The sequence below is a fragment of the Commensalibacter papalotli (ex Botero et al. 2024) genome (assembly GCF_947179115.1).
Lineage (GTDB): Bacteria > Pseudomonadota > Alphaproteobacteria > Acetobacterales > Acetobacteraceae > Commensalibacter > Commensalibacter papalotli.
On sequence record NZ_CAMXCI010000001.1, the window covers coordinates 1,085,588 to 1,104,628 of the forward strand.

The window sequence follows — 19,041 nt, forward strand, 5'->3', positions numbered from 1 at the left end:
AGGATCGATGATGGCCAATTTAAACGAAGGCGATGCAGCACCCAGTTTCGAAATGCAAACTCAATTGGGCAAACCTATTTCTTCTGCTGAACTAAAAGGACGAAAATATATTCTTTATTTTTACCCAAAGGCAGATACTTCTGGTTGTACCAAAGAAGCATGTGCTTTTGAAGAAAATTTATCTACTTTAGCAAAGATCAATATACCAGTCATTGGTGTTTCAAGAGATCCTGTTACAAAGCTCAAAGCATTTGCTGATAAATATAATTTAACGTTTCCCCTAGCCTCTGATGAAGAGGGCAGTGTCACTTATGCTTATGGTGTATGGGTGGAAAAATCAATGTATGGCCGTAAATACATGGGTATAGAACGCGCAACATTTTTAATCGATGAACAAGGTACCATTTTAAAAATATGGCCCAAAGTTAAAATTACAGGCCATGTTGAAGATGTTTTAAAAACAATCAAACAACTTGGCCAATAATTAACAATTTAACCTATGGATGTGCAGGTGCCAATTCTGTTAAATTAGAGGGCACCTGAAATAATTTTGTATCTTGTGGGGCATAAACCACTTTTAATGCCATAACTAATGGAATGTTATTTCTGACCACACGCAACATAACACCATCATCTGTATAACAAATATCATTTGGATTGCCTTCGCTATCCACTATTTGCCACTCATTACAATGTTGCCCTGCAATGGTTGCCTCTCCTACTTTCATATAGTCCCCAGTTGGCCTTTGGCTTGGTGCCAAAATAGAATCTCCTGGTGAAGGCATTGTGGTTTTTTTCTTGAGTTCTGGATTAAGCACAACCAATTGTTGGTTTTTATAATCCGTAATCATGTAAGTATCCACTCCTTGAGAATCGATACGTTGTTTCCATTCACCAACAGACCAACGCATTCTTTGATGAAATGGTGGTAATCCAGGCATCGCACCAGCAATCGCATAGACAACATCCACATCACGTTGAGGGGTTATAAAAGGATTTTGATCAGCCTCAACCTTTTCCCCTTGTCCTTCACCAGGTTGAGCTTTCATCGGAATTAAAGGCTGAGCAGTGCTATTGGGATTAATTAAAACAGGGCTATCCCCTTTATGCTCAGGAAGCTTTACAGGTTGATATCCTGGCGGAATTTGAAACGTCGACGCTGGTAACTTGCTATAATCAACAGAAAGCGCAACCGTTTTACCTTCCACACCATCAGCATCCGTCCCTTCTTGTTTTAATAAAACACCATCTTCGGTAATACAAACTATGGCAGATCCTTTGGGTCCTTTGACTTTCCAGTCACGACATATGATCCCAGCAATACGCTCTGTGCCTTTCTTTTGAAAAGTCATGCTTGGATCTAAAAACAATCCTGCTTGTCCTGATTTGCTCGCAACAACGGTATAAATTCTAGATTTATTTGCAATAACTGTTGCAGTCTTTTTGGCCGCATCAACAATTACAGTCCCTAAATTATCAGGACCATCCACACGCATGGTATTACCATCACCAGAAAAAATAATCTTCCTGCTTTGCAACAAAGACGAATTTTCTGGTTTAATTGCATAAATAACCGTAGCGTCACGCTTAGGCATAAATAAAGGTTTTTCAGAATTGTTATCCTGAGCCAAAGCCATAGGAACCAGTAATAAAGAACCAATTCCACACATCGCCCCTTTATAAAAAGGCAACTGATAACTCTTTTTAAAAAGAGACGACATTTTTTTTCCTTTAACTCTATTAAAAAATTAACTGTATTTTACAATTATGTCGACGCACGCATCGCCTTAATTTCCTGAAAAATATCCACTTTCCACTGATTATCTAACCATTGTGCTGGTTTATCGATAACGTGATCTAATTGTTTCTTATATTCAACCTCATTTATCTCTATCCCTCCAAATTGTGCAAGATGAGCAGTCATAAATTGTGTATCCAGCAGTTCAAAATGACCTAATCTTAAACGTGCCACTAGATGCACCAAGGCAATCTTTGAAGTATCACGCCTTTTGGAAAACATACTTTCTCCAAAAAAAGCCTGACCAATAGCCACCCCATATAACCCGCCAACCAACTGATCTTGATCCCATACTTCAACACTATGAGAGTGACCTTGCTGAAAAAGCTCAAAATATAAAGAACGTATAGGTTGATTAATCCAAGTTTGATCTCTTTTGGGCGTTATTTGGGCACAAGCATCAATCACTGCTAGAAAATCAGTATCAACTTTGACTTCATATTGATCAGACAATACGGTTTTGGCCAATCGTCTGGGTAAATGAAAACCATCTAAAGGTAAAATTCCCCTTTCCTCAGGATGATACCAAAATAACCGCGGATCATCCTTATCATCAGCCATAGGAAAAACGCCTATTCTATAAGCGTCTAAGACAATATCAGCCGTAATTTCTTCAGTAGGTATCGACATCTCCTAGGAGGCTGCGTATTCGTTAAAACGTTGCTTACGAATATATTCAATCGTCTCTTTGGCCAACGGTCCATGTTCGCGCTCTAAACGTCGCGCAACAAAATGCACTCTAGCCAACGCACGATAATGAGCCAAGAATGCTGCATTTAAAGATGCACCACATAAAGCACTGACTACGGGCATCATTTGTAAACTTAATTTTTGCGAAAGGCTAAGGCCATATTGGTAAGAAATATCTGCCATCAACATTACCATTGGACGACCACGTAACATTAATCGAGCAGAAAAGAATCCCAACTCATTCTCTTCATTACCACGCCCAGCATTGCCAAAAGAACGTAATGCAAACACTTCTAAACAAGCTCTCTTTGCTTCTTCAGTGGACAGATCCTCACCCTCCTCCTGAGCAATAGCAGCAATTTCACGCATTAATGCCAATGTGGTAAAACTAATATCAGGTAGCATTCCCACAAGCCCAGTAAACCCACCTACCGCACCAGAAGTCACTACTACCGCTTGAACTGCTGTATTTCTTATCTTTTTATATTGTAAAGATTTAACAGGCCGATTATTTCCTTTATCCATACCAACAACGGCAACATCAAATGCACGTTGCACCGCACTATTAGCAAGATTTTGAATTTTTTGCTGAAAATTAGCAGAAATCCCTAGACTACGCCCACCCAGTTTTACAGCATGCCCAACGGCCCCACCCATAATGTCAGCCAGACGTAGTAATACCCCTCGGCCAGATTCAAGTTTATCAAGTGCATTTGTCAATTGAGCAATTTCTTGATCATTCAAAGAAAGTGGCGTTAAACTCGTATGATCTTGTATGGTCATTTACAGAACCTTTTCTTTATTAGTATCAATCTCTTTAAATCAATCTATGATTTCATAATCATCACACTATCATATTCTTAAGTCCATGATCTGAATGATTTAGGTTTTCATCCATCAATTAAAACTTATTCCTTTTCAGTCTGTTTTACCCTAAGACATATGGCATAAAAACCATTTTTTTTAAAAATCTCATCTATTCTACTTTTTATTATTGATTGCCAACTAAAAAGATTTATTTGTAATATAATTAAAAGAAAAGGATTTATTAAAATGATCAACTTTACAAAAAAAACAATTACTCAAGCACTTTTTTCTTTTTCTATTCTTATCGGAAGTGCTGGATTAACAAGCAATACCTATGCTCAATCCAGTGCTCGCCCAACTCCTGGTGCAGGCATGTCTGAATATCAACCCGTTCAAGACTATACCAGCTCTATGGCAGCAACACAATCAGACAGTGTCACCTCACAAAAAGGTCCTGGTATGCCTGGGTCAACCCCAAGCCAGTCCCCTAACCGCCCTTATAATGGTCCATCAATAAATATTCCAGGAACAGGTATTCGTGCCTATTTCAATGCACCTGTATCCCCTCCTTATAATGCAGCGGCATCTTACGATACTTATGCTGGACAACCTGGTGGAAACAGGGATGCTATTCTTCAACAAAGTGTTGGTAATGGGTATTAATATATAAACTAACGGCACGATTAAATAATATTACATAAACGATTTATTAAATCCTTTTTATGATAACATCATTATTGGTTGTGCATGATTATGATCACACACAACCAATAGCTGCATATTCACATACCTTATAACTTTAAAAAAGTGAGTATGTGTCCCATGATTTATCAAGTCAATTATATGAAATTATAATTGCAATTATTTTATACTTAAGCTTATCATAAAATAAAATCATTTATTCAAAGCTAATTGATGACGACCTTCAGTTGCCAATTGATCTACACGTTCATTTTCAACATGCCCAGAATGTCCTTTGACCCAATGCCACTCTATTTGATGTCTTTGTGCCGCTTTTTCCAAACGTTGCCATAAATCAGCATTTGCGACAGGTTTTTTCGCAGCAGTCTTCCAACCATTACGTTTCCAACCCGCCAGCCATTCAGTAATCCCCTTACGAACATATTCACTATCGGTATACAAATTTACCAAGCAAGAACGTGTTAATGTTTCCAATGCCACAGCCGCCGCGGTTAACTCCATGCGATTATTGGTCGTCTCTGGCTCTCCCCCCATTAATTCTCGTTCTTTACCACGACAACGCAAAAGCACACCCCAACCTCCTGCACCAGGATTGGGACTACATCCACCATCTGTCCAAATATCAACAAGAATTAAAGCTGGATCATGTTCCATCAGAAAGCGCTATTAATGTTTGATGATATCGAAGTCGATATAAATATGGCTTGGGATCTTTAGGGGTTACCAAGGCTTCAGCTGGTGTATGTATCCAATCATGTAACCGCGTTAGTAAAAAACGCATTGCTGCACCCATATTCAATATCGGAAAAAGCCGCTTTTCATCCGAAGTTAAAGGACGGATAGTCTCATAACCTTTTATAACTGCTGCCGATAAATCTGTTAAACACTCACCATTATCTTTAAAGCACCAAGCATTAATCGCAATAGCAAGGTCGTAAGCCAAGAAATCAGTGCAAGCAAAATAAAAATCAATAAAACCACTTAGCTGATCAGGGGCAGTAAAAAAAACATTATCTGGAAATATATCTGCGTGGATTTGCCCAATCGGTAAATTATCTTTATCCGTAGGCCATTGAGATAATATTTCCTGTAAAACAGGCTGTATCTCTTGCACCAATTCCTCTTGGTCATATCCAATTGATTTATTCAATAATTCCTGCCAAGAATCTGGGCCAACATTATTTTTCCGAAATTGGGTGAAACCTGCTCCTGCTTGATGTAGATGTGCAATCGCTTGCCCTAACAAAAAACAATGTTTTTCAGTAATTTGTGGTGCCTCTTTGCCTTCTAAAAAAGTTACGATTGCAGCTGGTCGTCTGGCCAGAATTGTCAGTGCGACACCACGCTTATCTACAACAGGCAAAGGGCATGAAACACCACATTGTACCAAGTGTTTCATATATTCTAAATACCAAGGAAGCTCATCTTCTTTGATACGTTTTTCATATAGAGTTAAAATATATTTACCCGTTGTTGTTTCCAACAAAAAATTACTGTTCTCAACACCTTGGGCTATGCCCTTGAGCGTTACAAGATCACCTATCTCGTAATTTTGTAAACATTGCGAGACTTCCTGTTCCGAGACTTGTGTATAAACGGCCATGAATAAGCCCTATAATTCCTAATTATCCTAGAGGTGCTGGCAAACTAAACGTAACATGTTCTTCTTTAACGATACGTTCTTCAATATCAAGGCTAAATCTTTCAGACAAGGCTTCAATAATTTCTTGAACCAATGTCTCTGGTGCAGAAGCACCAGCAGTAATCCCCAATACACTAACACCTTCCAAGGCATTCCACTCTAAATTTTCTAGTTTAGGAATTAAAAGAGCTCTAGGTGCACCAGAGCGTTCTGCAACTTCGCGTAAACGCTGAGAATTAGAAGAGTTAGGAGACCCAATCACCAATACTAGATCACATTCAGGCGCTATTCTTTTTACAGCTTCTTGACGATTCGTGGTTGCATAACAAATATCTTCGCGTTTAGGGCCCTCAATCTGAGGAAAACGCTGACGAAGAATGGCTACAATCTCCGCGGTATCATCAACAGAAAGTGTGGTCTGCGTAATAAAAGCCAAACGATCTGGATTTTCAGGCTGCACGGTTCTGGCTTCATCTGCATCTTTAATCAATGTTACCGCACCAGAGGGTAGCTGCCCCATGGTTCCAACCACTTCAGGGTGACCTGCATGCCCAATCATTAAAATATGACGAGAGTTTGCACCACCATCCGCAAAGTGACGTTCTGCTTCTCTATGAACTTTGGAAACCAAAGGACATGTAGCATCAAGATAAAGTAAGTTGCGACGTACTGCCTCAAGTGGTACCGTTTTTGGAACGCCATGTGCAGAAAATACAACATGTGCATCTTGAGGAACCTCATCCAATTCCTCTACAAAGATCGCACCTTTTTTTTCTAAATTCTCAACAACGGTTCGATTATGAACAATTTCATGACGAACATAAACAGGAGCGCCATACCTGCGCAGGGCTTCTTCAACCACACGAATAGCACGGTCTACACCAGCGCAAAAGCCACGTGGTCCAGCCAACAAGACTTTTAACGCACGAGACTCTTTCATAAAAGATTCTGAATTTTGACTAGGCATAACATTCCCAAATAAATGATAAAATCTATATACTGTATATTTATAATATATATTTATAGTTTGGTCGGTAAGCAAGAGACCATTTCGTAATAGAATTTTTAAATATAGAATATATTCCACATTTGTATAATTTGCTTTATGGTATGAACCCAAAGTGATGTTAAATAAATTATTATGGCAGAAAAAATATGATTCCTTCGAAGTTTCTTCATCAATCGACTTTAAAATCTATATTATTCCCCTTAGGAGCCAGCTTTTTCCTTTGGGGTTGTGCAGCTAAAGATAGCTATGACTTTCCTCCTGCATGCCCCAAAGTAACCGTTTTATCCTCTGCCTCGGATTATTATACTTTTTCTAACAATAAAGATGATTTAGCTCATTTAGTAACCAAAGCTAATATTTTAGGAATCGATGGAAATTGTATTGATGATCCTGACAATGGAAGCAACAAAGAAAAGAAAAGAAAACACAAAGCTTACACTGACAAAATTGATACAACGATGAGCATTGTTATTCAGGTTGCTCGGGGGCCAGCTGCACAAGAACGTCGTTATCAAATACCCTATTTTATCACAACAATTAAAAATGGTAACATTGTAGACAAAAAACACTTTGTTGCTGTTGCGCAATTCCCTGATAATATTGATCAAATTACGCTAAAATCAGATAAGATATTACTTAAGATACCCGCAACACCAGATAGACAACCTGATGGATATGAACTTTTTATAGGCTTTCAACTTTCCCCAGAGCAACTCGCTTATAACCGAGATCACTTTAGACCTGTGCAATATAAAACTTATTAAAGCTCAACAAAAACAAAAATAATCTCTTTAAAAATCAAAGCAAAATTATGATAAACAAAGCCAAAAATATATTGGGTAAAAGCTTAATATATAAAAACTATCAAATTTATTTAATATATACAGCATTTATATTTATCTTTTATGCCCCTATTTTATTACAAAAATATGTTTTTTTTGATGACTATGCTACTATGGGTAACTCTATTACCCAAACGAATGATTTTTTTGAATGGGATATTTACTCTGGCCGCTTTATCTATGCATTTTTAAGAGTTTTTGTACAGCCATACTTATCGTCCATAGCAAGCTTTACTTGGTTAAGATTTTTCTCCGTAATATGGACACTCTTCTTTTGTATTTTTTTGCATATATTTCTTATCAAAAGAACCCAAATAACTTCTAAGTTTTTTATTTTTTTTACACCTTTATTTCTTGCGATTTTGCCATCTTTTATAGTTTTGAATGCTTGGGCCACCTGTTTTCCATATACTTTTGCCTTGGTATTAACAGGGATTGCTTATACAACTACTTTCAATACTGACCAAACAACGTCATGGTATAAAATTTCGATAGGGCTAATTTTATTAATTGGCTCTTTTTTAATATATCAGCCTGTCGGAATGGCATTTATATTCTTTGTGTTTTTATCCAGCTGTCTTGATAACCGTAAAATAAACTATTCTAATATAATAATTAGTATAATTATGTTGGGAATGGCTATGGTGGCTAGCTTTGTCGCTGCAAAAATTATTCCTCAAATATTATATGGAAAAACATTATCTCGTACAGAAATTGCAAATAGTTTTATTAATAAATTATACTGGTTTTTTAATGAGGTCCTAAAAAACACAATAAGCAATTACCATTTAACTTCTAATATGCCTTACATTATATTGAGCAGTTTAATTTTCCTTATAGGATTATTTTTTATTACAAAACAGCAAAATGGAAAAATTAAACTCCTTATAAGCAGCGCTTCAATTTTTATAGTTGTATTTCCTAATTTAATAATTAAAGAAAATTGGGCTGCATCTCGCGTCTGCATTGGTATAGCCCTCATTATTACTACAATATTATTCTATGGACTAATTAATATAATCGAAAAAACACGCTTATATAAATTTGGAAATATTCTTATTATTAGCATATTAATAATTTTTTCTCTTCACACACAAAACTATATGTATAAAGGTTTTATTTTATCAGAACAATTACAGTATCAAGCGATAACCCAAGAAATATCAAGCCAAATTCCTAAAAATTATGCAGGATTAGTAAGGTTTGATACCTCTACACTTTATCAAAACAACTTTTCTACAATACGTAGGTATGATGAATTTGGGCATTATGAATTAATTGAAGAGTGGAGTTTAAGAGGTATGGCTGCATCAATTAAAAAAGAAAAAAAATTAAACTACCAAATAGAATGGAATATGGTTTTAAGTAAAAATAACCCATGTGTAGGTCAATGTATCATAATCAATACATCTAACATTACACAAAATGCGTCACCTTATTAAATTGAATATCGTCATTTAGGCTCATTAAAAAATGAGCCTAAATATTTTATGGCAACATACTTCCAGTATCAACAAATCTTTCGTGCCATGAAAGCGCTTCTTTTAAATGATGAGGCGTATACATTGAGCCATTATCTAGACCTTTATTATAATATTCTCTCAATAAAGGTCTAAAATTGGGATGAGCACATTTTTCAATTAATAACTCAGCACGTTGTTTAGGCGAAAGACCTCGTAGATCAGCCAACCCATGTTCAGTAACAACCGCATGAACATCCATCGAAGCATGGTCTACTCTGGATACCATTGGAACAATTGCAGAAATTGCACCGTTTTTAGCCAAAGAGGGTGTCATAAAGATTGTAAGTTTTGAGTTGCGCGCAAAATCACCAGATCCTCCAATTCCATTCATCATACGAGTACCCATAATATGCGTTGAATTAACATTACCAAAAATATCGATCTCAATCGCAGCATTCATCGCGATACACCCAAGGCGGCGAATAATTTCCGGATGATTACTAATTTCTTGAGGTCTTAGTATAATTTTATCACGAAATTTATGAATATTATTATTAAAATATTGAACTTTATCTGGGCTTAGTGAAAAAGAAGTTGCAGAAGCAACACTCATTTTTCCACTTTCCAACATCGTTAACATTCCATCTTGAATGACTTCAGTATAAGCCATAAGATTTTCAAAATCTTCTTTACTCAACGCCTCCATCACTGCATTTGCAACATTTCCAACACCCGATTGTAACGGCAAAAACTCTTGAGGGATTCTTCCTTCTTTCATCTCATCTTTTAAAAATTCCATTAAATGCCCAGCGATCATCCGTGCATTATCATCAGGAGGACTAAAGGGGGTATTCCGATCATGCGAATTCGTCTCTACGATCGCTACCACTTTATCCAAATCTACCGTCATATAATCCACACCAATACGATCTGATGGATTACGAAGAGGGATGATTTCTTGAGGGTAAGTTGTCGTAACTTCCCATATATCGTGCATACCTTCTAACTCAGCAGGCTGCCAAGAGTTAACCTCTAGAATAACTTTCTTTGCACTATTTAACCAAAGCTGATTATTTCCCACCGCAGAAGATGCTATTAAAGTGCCGTCTGCACGAATAGAAGAGAGCTCTATAATTGCAACATCCATATCTCCTATGGCGCCACTGCGATAAAAAGAGGCAACTTGACCTAAATGCATATCAAAATACGTCGTATCTCCGTTATTAATACGCTCACGCATTTTAGGGTCAGTGTTAAATGATGATCGATAAGAAACACCATTAACTTCAGCTAGCACGCCATCCATCTGAGGGCCCGTCGAAGCGCCTGTTAACACTTTAATTTGAAACTCTTCACCTTCACTATGCGCTTGTTTTATACGATCTGCCAAAGCCCCAGGCACAGCCTTGGGATAACCAGAACCCGTAAAACCACTGACACCGACTAAGTCACCATGTTTAATCCATTTTGCAGCATCTTCTGCGCTGCATATTTTATGTTGTAAGCCCGAGTGATGGATACGTTTTTCCTGGCTCATAATACCCCCTATTTGTTTAATTAACCTTTATATAACCTTTTCCTTTTTAAAAATGAGAGAAAAAATTAAAAAACACTACACAAAACAATGTGAACTCATGTGTTTGAATCATTTCTGGAAATATATGATGCAAATTTTAATGTTTATGTTTAAAATGTTTTGTTATGTCTGATTTGTTTACTTCTTACCCTAAATCTTTACGTATAATTGGCGACGTGCATGGTGACTGGCACGCCTTTCGTCATGCCGTAAACACACACCATTTTATTATACAATTGGGTGATTTGGTGGATTATGGTGCTGACAGCGCTAAAGTTATGGCGTTGATGTTAAAGGTTATTGAAGAGAAAAGAGGGTTATTTATAATCGGTAACCATGATAGAAAGTTAGGATTAGTTCTAAAAGGCCATAAACCACGCACAGACAATGCTCTCAATGAAACAATAGAACAAATTGAAAATTATCCAGATAAAAATCTATCAGAAAAAATCATCTATGCGCTCGAACAGGCACCTGCATGGATTGTATTAAAAAAGTTGATTTTCGTACATGCAGGCTTTCATACAAGAATGTTGATAGAGAGCCCACCATCTAATCCCTTGGCACAGATTAATCCTCTTTTATCCAGAGCGTTATATGGAGAAACTAGTAATAAAATGTATAAAAGCGGGTATCCTGTTCGAAAACTGAAATGGGTAAACCATATTCCCGAAGGATATACTTTATATTGTGGACATGATTGTCGTTCTACTGATGGAAGACCTTGGGTTCGTAAAGGATATGCAGGTGGGACGGCTATTTTTATGGATACAGGTGCCAGCAAAGGTGGGCATTTATCTTGGGTTGATATTCCCCTATAAATATTGCTAGTGTAATTAAAGTGACTTTTTATTTTATATGATTGGATATTATAATGGCCTCTTCTGAAGAAGCATTAGAGCAATTACAAAAGCTTCGCCTCAGTATTGATAATATTGACAATGCTTTGATTCATATCCTAGCTGAGCGTTTTCGATTAACACAAAGTGTTGGAGAGCTCAAAGCAACATATAATTTACCAGCTGCTGATCCTCAAAGAGAAGCTAAACAAATAGCACGCCTGCGTGAAATGGCTCAATCTGCGCGTTTAAATCCTGATTTCGCTGAAAAATTTCTTAATTTTATCATCACAGAAGTCATACAACATCACAAAGCTATTGCTGAACAAAAAGACCAAAGATAATGTCAACCAATCCTTATTTAACTCTTTTTATTCTTAGGCATGGTAAGGCAAGCGATCATGCAAATACAGATTTTGATCGCCCTTTAACAAAAAAAGGGCAACAACAGGCTGCTGAAAAAGGGCTGATTTTAAAACAAAAGTTACCCTTTATAAACACAATTTTTTGTAGCTCAGCACTTCGAACTCGTGAAACGTTACAATACTCTAATTTAGATCACGATCAATCACACATCTTTATCCAAAAAGAACTATATCTTTGTAAACCTGAAGTTTTATTAGCACATATTAACCAAATTGATCATGGAAAATCTGCACTTTTAATTGGTCATAATCCAGGACTACATCAGTTCGCTTATAATTTGTTACCATTATACTCTAAAACACGGACACCACAAGAGGATGCCTTATCAGCATCTTTTCCCAAATGTGCCCTTGCCGAATTTCAATTCTCTTGTTCTGATTGGTCTCAAATTAACTGGCACCAAGGCTCTTTGATTTCGTTTGATCGGTAAAATTTACTCGCCTCGCATAGACGTTACAATTAATACCTTTATTTTTTGTTATATTATTTTAAACAAATATTTTAGGAGTACCTGTATGACACAGACCACACCGTCTTTTACCCCTCCTCAAGATGAGGGCGCTGTCAAAATCTCTTACAAGGGTAAAAGTTCAACTTTTCCAGTTTTGACAGGGACCAGTGGCAATAATGTTATCGATATCCGCAACTTACAAAAAGATTTAGATTTATTTACCTTTGACCCTGGTCTTGGCACGACAGCATCTTGTGAAAGTAAGATTACATTTATTGATGGTGATAAAGGTGTCCTACTTTACCGAGGTTATCCCATAACACAACTTGCAGAGCATTCAAGCTTTCCAGAAGTTGCTTATTTATTACTTTATGGCAATTTACCCACACGACATGAATATAAAGTATTCGTCGATCGCCTAGAAGAAAAATCATTATTACATGAACAAATCCGCAATTTCTTTAACGGATTCCGTCGTGATGCTCATCCTATGTCTATTCTTTGTGGAACAGTTGCGGGTTTGTCTGCGTTCTATCCCGAAGGCACTGATACTTCAAACGAAGAAAGCCGCGACATTGCCGCAGTACATTTAATTGCAAAAATCCCTACAATTGCGGCATGGGCTTATAAATATTCTCGTGGAGAACCTTTTGTATATCCAAGAGCGGATTATTCCTATTCTGAAAATTTTCTGAATATGCTTTTTGCTCGCCCTGATACCCCATACCAAATTAACCCTATCTTTAGTAAGGCTATGGATCGTATTTTGATCTTACACGCAGATCATGAACAAAATGCCTCAACCTCTACTGTAAGATTAACAGGCTCTACTGGTGCACATCCATTTGCATGTATTGCTGCTGGAATTGCTGCTTTGTGGGGACCTGCTCATGGTGGGGCTAACGAAGCTGTTTTAAAAATGCTGCATACTATTGGTTCGAAAGAAAATATTCCTGATTATATTGCTCAAGTTAAAGATAAAAATAGTGACGTCAGACTGATGGGATTCGGCCATCGGGTATATAAAAACTTTGATCCCAGAGCTAAGATCATGAAAAAAACTTGTGATGAAGTCTTAAATGAATTAGGCGAGCAAGACCCATTGCTTGAATTAGCGATGGAGCTTGAAAAATACGCTTTACAAGATGATTATTTTGTTCAACGTAAACTTTATCCTAATGTCGATTTCTACTCTGGCATTATTTTTAAAGCGATGGGCATTCCAGAAAGCATGTTCACAGCATTATTTGCTGTTGCTCGTACAGTAGGATGGGTCAGCCAATGGAAAGAAGCTTTTAACGACCCTTTACGCAGAATATATCGCCCTCGCCAATTATATACTGGCCCAGGTGAACGCGATCTGTGGCCAAGATAATAATAATTAAATAAATTGTAAAAGATTATATACTAATCAGGGAGTTTAATGATTTAAACTTCCTGAAGTATCAGGGCAATCACAACCCCTCGTTTTTCCTTGTGCACCAGTATAAAAATGATGATCAATCCATTCAGAAACTAGCAAACGTGCCTCTGTTATCGAAGATTCTGGATGATAAATTCTATATAAATTTGTGCAGCTTTGAAAAATTTGCATTTCACCTACACCAGCAGATTTTAACTCTTGATAAGCCGTAATAACGGAGCGTTCACAACGACGCTGTATATCATTTACCTGAATAATCACAACTTATTCCCATTTGTATCAATTAACTTTAGTTAACTTTAATTAACCTTTCCTTAAGAATAAGAACCAATAGCATTATAGTAAAGCCACTTTATAACAATGTATCGATTATTCTTTTTTTCTTTTGACATATTTAACACGATAATTACTGATTTTTTATAAAAAACCATATATAAAAGGTAAATATCATAAAGTAAGATTTTTTAACAAGGCACGCACTATGTCTCAAACAAATGCCAGAAAACAACCACGCTCTCCTCGTATGACAGAATGGGATCGTGACGCAGCACTAATTACTGCAAGACTACTCCTTGAAATTAAGGCCGTAAATTACCGTCCAGAAGATCCATATCTTTTAACCGCCGGTTGGAAATCTCCTGTATATATTGACTGTCGTAAAATTATTTTCTTTCCCAGAGCCAGAGCAAAAATTATTGAGCTTGGTGTAGAAAAAATTTGCCGTCACGTCGGTTACGAATCTTTTGATGCCGTTGTTGGCGGTGAAACCGCAGGAATTCCTTTTGCTGCATGGTTTGCTGATCGTATGATGACCCCTATGGCTTATGTACGTAAAAAACCAAAAGGCTTTGGCCGTAATGCACAGATCGAAGGCGACGTTCCTGAAAATATGCGCACGCTCTTGGTCGAAGATTTAACAACAGATGGTATGTCTAAAATTGGTTTTGCCAAAGCACTTCGTGATGCTGGCGCCATTGTTGACCATGCTTTTGTTGTATTTTTCTACGGTGTATTTTCAAGTGCTTATCAAACATTAAGTGATATGGGCATTACTCTGCATTCCCTTTGCACTTGGTGGGATATTTTAGAAGTAAGTTCCGAGTATCCTTATTTCTCTAATGGCGACACATCTGAAATCAGACGTTTCTTAGAAGACCCATGCGCTTGGTCTGCGAAACATGGTGGTGTCAGCAATGAACAAGAAGCTCTTGCTTATAAAAAAGCACGTTTGTAACCCTTAAAACCAATCATATAAATGTCTTATCATATTCTTGCATTTGATTCTGGTATCGGAGGCATCGGCATTGTTCGAAGCCTCTTTGAACAAGCTCAACAGACTAACTTAAATCTGTCCATTGATTATTTGGCAGATAATTTGGTTTTCCCTTATGGTGAGCAAGAAGACAATTTTCTTATCCAAAGAATTATAACATTAATTGGTAAGGCAATAGATAAACTTGAACCTGATCTGGTCATTATTGCTTGTAATACTGCTAGTACTATTGCCCTTCAGGCGCTTAGGGAGCATTATCCTAACACTGAGTTTGTTGGTTGTGTTCCCCCTATTCGTTGGGCAGCTCGGATCAGCCAAACGAAACATATAGGCCTGTTAGCAACCCGTGCCACTGTGCAGCGCCCCTATCTTAAAAGTTTAAAAGAGCAATTTGCTGCTGATTGTCAATTGATCGGCTATGGTTCACCAATTTTAGCCAAAATTGCCGAACAAATTTTTCGTCAAGAGTCTTATAATCCTGAAAATATTGCCCAAGAAATTCACGCACTTTTAAGTATGCCTAGTGCAGAACAAATCGATACAGTATGTCTAGGGTGCACACATTACACATTTGTCTTGCCCCATTTACAAGAGCTATCCCCTCGCCATATTCAATGGCTTGATCCAGCAAATGCCGTTGCTAAACATGCTTTGGATCTAATAGCAGCAAAAACAATTACGCCCAATAATAATACACCACGCACTAACCGTTTCTATTATACTGCCTTACCTAATGAAGATAAAGCTTTACTAGAACAGATTACGTATATGGGATATACAAAGTTACGTCATTTCCAATCTCAGAAATGACGCGTTACTGTGTATCGCGCAATTTCTTCAAACAAAGAATGCAATTCCCCTTCGGGGAAATGACGAATAGCATCACATGCCTTATTCGCAAAAGACATCGCTTCTTTTAAAGTTTCCTCAAGAGCCTGATGCTCATTAATCAAAGACAAAGCATGTTCAAGATCTTGATCCGTTTGATCGCAACTTTCAATGACACGTTCCCAGAATTTCTTTTCCTCTGCATCTGCCTTTTGATAAGCAATTAGAATTGGATAGGTAATTTTACCTTCACGAAAATCATCACCAACCGTCTTGCCTAACTCTTCTTGTTTTGCAGAATAATCCAAAGCATCATCTACAAGCTGAAAAGCCATACCGAGATTCAAACCATAATTCTCTAAAGCTTCTTCATCTTTTACAGTAGAATCAGCAACAATAGCACCGACTCGACAAGATGCTGCAAACAAAGCTGCTGTTTTTCCATAAATGACTTCATAATAACGTGCAATCGATGTCGACAAATCATTTTGCGTGGTCATTTGCAACAATTCACCTTCGGCGATTGTCGCACAAGCCTGAGAAATAACACGCATGACGTCCAAAGACCCATCTTCGGTCATAATTTGAAAAGCACGAGCGAATAAAAAATCACCTCCTAAAACAGAGGCGGCATTGCCAAACACAACATTGGCGCTATCCGCACCTCGACGCAATTTACTTTCATCAACAACATCATCATGTAATAAAGTGGATGTATGTAAAAACTCGATACTAGTTGCCAATCGAACATGACGAGGCATACTACCTTGAGAGAGTTGCTCATACCCACATAATCGAGCAGAAGCTAAGGTTAATAAAGGACGTAGCCGTTTACCCCCCGCAACAATAAGATGGGCTGCCAGCTGTGAAACCAAATCCACAGAGCTTTGCATTCTATCCATAATAAGACGATTACAAAGCTCCATATCACTGGCCAAGTAATCTAATAATTTTTGTAGAGGTTCTTTTGTATCCATTGAGATGGGCTTCTTACTCTATTACCTTTTGTAGAATTGTTACTTTCAATTCCAATCGACTATATGTAACACTTAAAATATTCTTACTAAATCCAAAAACAAGACTATAGAACATTTTTATCATTAACACTTCACTTATTATTAAGCTAGAATACAATTTATTTTGTTAAAACATCTTTTGGTCCATGATTTATGCAATCGCTCTCTTCTTCATCTTCTCTTATACACCATAAATCAAAAAAAACATCTGATGGAACGCTTCTTGAAGGAAAGATTCTTTATAAACAATATCAAGAAGGTTACCGTACTGCTCTAGAACCCATTTTAATGGCTGCCGCAATTCCTGCCAAAGCAGGGCAAACTATTATTGAAGGGGGTTGTGGTGCTGGAGCGGGATTAATGTGTTTGCATCACCGTGTTCCTAATATTTCTGGTATAGGTTTTGAACAGCATCCTGAAATGATAGCCTTAGCTAATGAGAATTTTCAACTCAACGAAATGAATAGTTTAAAAGCTATCGAAATCACTTTACCTAAACTTCCAAAACGCCCTTTTGACTTTTTACCCCAAGGGCAAGAACATGTAGATCATGTTTTTTCTAATCCTCCTTGGCACTCATATAATAGTTGTCCCTCTCCTGATCCCAAGAAGGATTTAGCCAAAAGATTACCTAAAGGCTTCTTGTCTGAGTGGATTTATGCGCTCAGTCGTCCTTTACGCCAAGGTGGAACCTTAACATTGGCACTTTCTGTCTCATTATATGCAGAAGCAAGTGCTGTAATGCATCATTACAAGCTGGGGTCACTAATTTTATTTCCCTTATGGCCGAAAGTAAATCGTCCTCCACGCATTATTTTACTTCAGGGACGTATGGGTTCCACTGGTGGTAGCCATATCGCCCCTGGACTAGTTTTGCATGAGGATAATGGAAATTTCACCACAGAGGCTAATCATATACTTAAAGATGGAAAAATGCTTTGCTTACTACCCTAAACAAGTTAAAATTAGAACAATAGTCATAAGGTTAAGATTCGCAAAACATGTAAAGAAGGCCAATCAGATAAATATTCCCAAACCTATAAAAACTATATATAGTATCTTTACATTATTTTATATACCATATACACAATATCTACCCGATAATTTATCATTAGCATAAAAGCAATTGGCGATAGTTACGCCCTCGTAGATTGATTTTTCTTTGGTTGTTCACCATGTTGCATGAATAAATAACCAAAGAAAGATCCACAAAGGAGAAGTTTGTTGAGTAACAACATAAAAGACACCACGAAACCCCATAATTTAATGACTTATAATCCCGTTTATAAGCCTTTTCATTATCCATGGGCCTATGAAGCATGGTCAACTCAACAACGCCTTCACTGGATTCCAGAAGAAGTCGCTTTGGCAGAAGATGTTAAAGATTGGCATAAAAACCTCAACGATTCAGAAAGAAATTTGATTACACAAATTTTTCGTTTTTTTACCCAGTCAGACGTTGAAGTTAATAATGTCTATATGAAATATTATAGTCAGGTCTTTAAACCCATTGAAGTTCTGATGATGCTTGCTGCATTTTCTAATATTGAGACGATTCATATTGCTGCTTATAGTTATCTTTTGGATACAATTGGCATGCCAGAAGTCGAATATTCTGCATTTTTAAATTATAAAGAAATGAAGGATAAATATGACTATATGCAGAGTTTCAACGTTGATAGCCCCTATGAAATTGCCAAAACAATGGCTGTATTTGGCGCATTTACAGAAGGGTTACAACTTTTTGCATCTTTTGCGATTTTGATGAATTTTCCACGCTTTAACAAGCTTAAAGGAATGGGACAAATCGTTTCATGGTCTGTGCGCGATGAAACTTTACATTGCTTATCCATCATCAAATTATTCCGTACGTTTATTCAAGAAAATCCATCTTTATGGACACCTGAATTCCAACAAGAATTACGCGATATTTGCGCAACCATTGTGGAACATGAAGATGCTTTTATCGATCTTGCTTTTGAAATGGGCGACGTAGAAGGTCTAGATGCTGAAACGGTTAAACAATATATTCGTTTCATTGCCAATCGTCGTTTAACCCAACTTGGGGTTGATATACTTTATGATATTCATAAAAATCCACTCCCATGGATGGATGAGATGTTAAACGCAGTTGAGCATACCAATTTCTTTGAAAACCGCTCTACTGAATATAGCCGTGCTGCAACCCAGGGAACTTGGGAAGATGCGTTTGAAGATATGATTTTAGAAGGTTAGTATTATAAAAAAGAGGTTAGT

At 37.2% G+C, this 19,041-nt stretch carries 21 protein-coding genes; 12 read left to right on the forward strand and 9 right to left on the reverse strand.

Translation table 11 applies throughout. The annotated features are described in order from the left end of the window. Positions 1 to 7 precede the first annotated feature (7 nt). Positions 8 to 484, forward strand: coding sequence for a thioredoxin-dependent thiol peroxidase (bcp, locus tag QMN76_RS04905; RefSeq protein WP_034335717.1), 477 nt, complete (start codon positions 8 to 10; stop codon positions 482 to 484). Between the two features lie 13 nt (positions 485 to 497). Here bcp and QMN76_RS04910 read toward each other — a convergent pair whose 3' ends face one another. Genes QMN76_RS04910 through QMN76_RS04920 form a run of 3 tightly spaced genes read right to left on the reverse strand, consistent with a single transcriptional unit; the run spans position 498 to position 3,271 of the window. Continuing rightward, positions 498 to 1,721 carry a DUF4412 domain-containing protein gene (locus tag QMN76_RS04910; protein WP_282023625.1) on the reverse strand — a complete coding sequence of 408 codons (1,224 nt, stop codon included), beginning with the start codon at positions 1,719 to 1,721 and terminating at the stop codon, positions 498 to 500. 44 nt (positions 1,722 to 1,765) lie between these two features. After that, positions 1,766 to 2,428, reverse strand: coding sequence for a leucyl/phenylalanyl-tRNA--protein transferase (gene aat / locus QMN76_RS04915; protein WP_034335714.1), 663 nt, complete (start codon positions 2,426 to 2,428; stop codon positions 1,766 to 1,768). 3 nt (positions 2,429 to 2,431) lie between these two features. Beyond that, a complete protein-coding gene (locus QMN76_RS04920) occupies positions 2,432 to 3,271 on the reverse strand; it encodes an EcsC family protein (protein ID WP_034335711.1) in 840 nt (279 codons plus the stop codon). Positions 3,272 to 3,541: 270 nt separating this feature from the next. Here QMN76_RS04920 and QMN76_RS04925 point away from each other — a divergent pair, with 270 nt between their 5' ends. Further along, complete coding sequence (locus tag QMN76_RS04925; RefSeq protein ID WP_282023624.1) at positions 3,542 to 3,958, forward strand: hypothetical protein; 417 nt, start codon at positions 3,542 to 3,544, stop codon at positions 3,956 to 3,958. Between the two features lie 231 nt (positions 3,959 to 4,189). On the opposite strand, the gene rnhA is transcribed toward QMN76_RS04925, so the two are convergent. The 3 genes from rnhA to ispH are packed head-to-tail and all read right to left on the reverse strand — an operon-like array spanning position 4,190 to position 6,606. Further along, positions 4,190 to 4,651, reverse strand: coding sequence for a ribonuclease HI (rnhA, locus tag QMN76_RS04930; RefSeq protein WP_282023623.1), 462 nt, complete (start codon positions 4,649 to 4,651; stop codon positions 4,190 to 4,192). Then, the gene (locus QMN76_RS04935; protein ID WP_282023622.1) at positions 4,641 to 5,600 is read right to left on the reverse strand and encodes a homoserine kinase; all 960 of its coding nucleotides are present in this window, start codon (positions 5,598 to 5,600) and stop codon (positions 4,641 to 4,643) included. The genes rnhA and QMN76_RS04935 overlap by 11 nt, the downstream gene beginning before the upstream one ends. 22 nt (positions 5,601 to 5,622) lie before the next feature. Then, positions 5,623 to 6,606: a 4-hydroxy-3-methylbut-2-enyl diphosphate reductase gene (ispH, locus tag QMN76_RS04940; RefSeq protein ID WP_051461743.1), complete on the reverse strand. Its 984-nt coding sequence runs from the start codon at positions 6,604 to 6,606 to the stop codon at positions 5,623 to 5,625. Between the two features lie 188 nt (positions 6,607 to 6,794). Here ispH and QMN76_RS04945 point away from each other — a divergent pair, with 188 nt between their 5' ends. Both QMN76_RS04945 and QMN76_RS04950 read left to right on the forward strand, forming a co-directional pair. After that, complete coding sequence (locus QMN76_RS04945) at positions 6,795 to 7,412, forward strand: hypothetical protein (RefSeq protein ID WP_034335702.1); 618 nt, start codon at positions 6,795 to 6,797, stop codon at positions 7,410 to 7,412. A gap of 47 nt (positions 7,413 to 7,459) precedes the next feature. Continuing rightward, the gene (locus QMN76_RS04950; protein WP_282023621.1) at positions 7,460 to 8,932 is read left to right on the forward strand and encodes a hypothetical protein; all 1,473 of its coding nucleotides are present in this window, start codon (positions 7,460 to 7,462) and stop codon (positions 8,930 to 8,932) included. Between the two features lie 46 nt (positions 8,933 to 8,978). Here the strand turns inward: QMN76_RS04950 and QMN76_RS04955 are convergent, their stop codons facing one another. Beyond that, positions 8,979 to 10,490, reverse strand: a complete 1,512-nt coding sequence (locus tag QMN76_RS04955; RefSeq protein ID WP_282023620.1) for an acetyl-CoA hydrolase/transferase family protein — start codon at positions 10,488 to 10,490, stop codon at positions 8,979 to 8,981. A gap of 164 nt (positions 10,491 to 10,654) precedes the next feature. Here QMN76_RS04955 and QMN76_RS04960 point away from each other — a divergent pair, with 164 nt between their 5' ends. The 4 genes from QMN76_RS04960 (at position 10,655) to QMN76_RS04975 (ending at position 13,620) form a co-directional block, all read left to right on the forward strand. Further along, positions 10,655 to 11,350 carry a metallophosphoesterase gene (locus tag QMN76_RS04960; protein WP_034335697.1) on the forward strand — a complete coding sequence of 232 codons (696 nt, stop codon included), beginning with the start codon at positions 10,655 to 10,657 and terminating at the stop codon, positions 11,348 to 11,350. Positions 11,351 to 11,403: 53 nt separating this feature from the next. Then, positions 11,404 to 11,712 (forward strand): chorismate mutase, encoded by a 309-nt coding sequence (locus QMN76_RS04965; RefSeq protein ID WP_034335694.1) that lies wholly within the window; start codon positions 11,404 to 11,406, stop codon positions 11,710 to 11,712. Further along, positions 11,712 to 12,224, forward strand: a complete 513-nt coding sequence (locus QMN76_RS04970) for a SixA phosphatase family protein (RefSeq protein ID WP_282023619.1) — start codon at positions 11,712 to 11,714, stop codon at positions 12,222 to 12,224. The genes QMN76_RS04965 and QMN76_RS04970 overlap by 1 nt, the downstream gene beginning before the upstream one ends. 85 nt (positions 12,225 to 12,309) lie before the next feature. Beyond that, positions 12,310 to 13,620: a citrate synthase gene (locus tag QMN76_RS04975; protein ID WP_051461741.1), complete on the forward strand. Its 1,311-nt coding sequence runs from the start codon at positions 12,310 to 12,312 to the stop codon at positions 13,618 to 13,620. 45 nt (positions 13,621 to 13,665) lie between these two features. On the opposite strand, the gene QMN76_RS04980 is transcribed toward QMN76_RS04975, so the two are convergent. Then, positions 13,666 to 13,926, reverse strand: a complete 261-nt coding sequence (locus QMN76_RS04980) for a hypothetical protein (protein WP_371827972.1) — start codon at positions 13,924 to 13,926, stop codon at positions 13,666 to 13,668. A 223-nt stretch (positions 13,927 to 14,149) separates the two neighbouring features. On the opposite strand from QMN76_RS04980, the gene QMN76_RS04985 reads away from it, so the two are divergent. Continuing rightward, positions 14,150 to 14,902 carry an orotate phosphoribosyltransferase gene (locus QMN76_RS04985; RefSeq protein WP_034335688.1) on the forward strand — a complete coding sequence of 251 codons (753 nt, stop codon included), beginning with the start codon at positions 14,150 to 14,152 and terminating at the stop codon, positions 14,900 to 14,902. 21 nt (positions 14,903 to 14,923) lie between these two features. Further along, positions 14,924 to 15,751 (forward strand): glutamate racemase, encoded by an 828-nt coding sequence (murI, locus tag QMN76_RS04990; protein WP_034335685.1) that lies wholly within the window; start codon positions 14,924 to 14,926, stop codon positions 15,749 to 15,751. On the opposite strand, the gene QMN76_RS04995 is transcribed toward murI, so the two are convergent. Next, positions 15,742 to 16,746 carry a polyprenyl synthetase family protein gene (locus QMN76_RS04995; protein ID WP_282023618.1) on the reverse strand — a complete coding sequence of 335 codons (1,005 nt, stop codon included), beginning with the start codon at positions 16,744 to 16,746 and terminating at the stop codon, positions 15,742 to 15,744. The two genes, murI and QMN76_RS04995, sit on opposite strands and share 10 nt — an antisense overlap. A 192-nt stretch (positions 16,747 to 16,938) precedes the next feature. Between QMN76_RS04995 and QMN76_RS05000 the strand changes: the two genes are divergently transcribed. Both QMN76_RS05000 and QMN76_RS05005 read left to right on the forward strand, forming a co-directional pair. Beyond that, on the forward strand, positions 16,939 to 17,739 hold the full coding sequence (locus tag QMN76_RS05000; protein WP_282023617.1) for a tRNA1(Val) (adenine(37)-N6)-methyltransferase: 801 nt from the start codon (positions 16,939 to 16,941) through the stop codon (positions 17,737 to 17,739). Between the two features lie 312 nt (positions 17,740 to 18,051). Next, positions 18,052 to 19,020, forward strand: coding sequence for a ribonucleotide-diphosphate reductase subunit beta (locus tag QMN76_RS05005; protein ID WP_051461740.1), 969 nt, complete (start codon positions 18,052 to 18,054; stop codon positions 19,018 to 19,020). Positions 19,021 to 19,041: the final 21 nt, after the last annotated feature.

Excerpts from the sequence above, each read along its gene's own strand:
- QMN76_RS05005 (WP_051461740.1), top strand. The coding sequence starts at position 18,052 with ATGACTTATAATCCCGTTTATAAGCCTTTTCATTATCCATGGGCCTAT.
- QMN76_RS04995 (WP_282023618.1), bottom strand. The coding sequence starts at position 16,746 with ATGGATACAAAAGAACCTCTACAAAAATTATTAGATTACTTGGCCAGT.
- QMN76_RS04960 (WP_034335697.1), top strand. The coding sequence starts at position 10,655 with ATGTCTGATTTGTTTACTTCTTACCCTAAATCTTTACGTATAATTGGC.
- rnhA (WP_282023623.1), bottom strand. The coding sequence starts at position 4,651 with ATGGAACATGATCCAGCTTTAATTCTTGTTGATATTTGGACAGATGGT.
- QMN76_RS04945 (WP_034335702.1), top strand. The coding sequence starts at position 6,795 with ATGATTCCTTCGAAGTTTCTTCATCAATCGACTTTAAAATCTATATTA.
- QMN76_RS04925 (WP_282023624.1), top strand. The coding sequence starts at position 3,542 with ATGATCAACTTTACAAAAAAAACAATTACTCAAGCACTTTTTTCTTTT.
- QMN76_RS04950 (WP_282023621.1), top strand. The coding sequence starts at position 7,460 with ATGATAAACAAAGCCAAAAATATATTGGGTAAAAGCTTAATATATAAA.
- QMN76_RS04910 (WP_282023625.1), bottom strand. The coding sequence starts at position 1,721 with ATGTCGTCTCTTTTTAAAAAGAGTTATCAGTTGCCTTTTTATAAAGGG.
- QMN76_RS04970 (WP_282023619.1), top strand. The coding sequence starts at position 11,712 with ATGTCAACCAATCCTTATTTAACTCTTTTTATTCTTAGGCATGGTAAG.
- QMN76_RS04955 (WP_282023620.1), bottom strand. The coding sequence starts at position 10,490 with ATGAGCCAGGAAAAACGTATCCATCACTCGGGCTTACAACATAAAATA.
- QMN76_RS04985 (WP_034335688.1), top strand. The coding sequence starts at position 14,150 with ATGTCTCAAACAAATGCCAGAAAACAACCACGCTCTCCTCGTATGACA.
- aat (WP_034335714.1), bottom strand. The coding sequence starts at position 2,428 with ATGTCGATACCTACTGAAGAAATTACGGCTGATATTGTCTTAGACGCT.
- murI (WP_034335685.1), top strand. The coding sequence starts at position 14,924 with ATGTCTTATCATATTCTTGCATTTGATTCTGGTATCGGAGGCATCGGC.
- QMN76_RS04920 (WP_034335711.1), bottom strand. The coding sequence starts at position 3,271 with ATGACCATACAAGATCATACGAGTTTAACGCCACTTTCTTTGAATGAT.
- QMN76_RS05000 (WP_282023617.1), top strand. The coding sequence starts at position 16,939 with ATGCAATCGCTCTCTTCTTCATCTTCTCTTATACACCATAAATCAAAA.
- QMN76_RS04935 (WP_282023622.1), bottom strand. The coding sequence starts at position 5,600 with ATGGCCGTTTATACACAAGTCTCGGAACAGGAAGTCTCGCAATGTTTA.
- QMN76_RS04975 (WP_051461741.1), top strand. The coding sequence starts at position 12,310 with ATGACACAGACCACACCGTCTTTTACCCCTCCTCAAGATGAGGGCGCT.
- QMN76_RS04965 (WP_034335694.1), top strand. The coding sequence starts at position 11,404 with ATGGCCTCTTCTGAAGAAGCATTAGAGCAATTACAAAAGCTTCGCCTC.
- ispH (WP_051461743.1), bottom strand. The coding sequence starts at position 6,606 with ATGCCTAGTCAAAATTCAGAATCTTTTATGAAAGAGTCTCGTGCGTTA.
- bcp (WP_034335717.1), top strand. The coding sequence starts at position 8 with ATGATGGCCAATTTAAACGAAGGCGATGCAGCACCCAGTTTCGAAATG.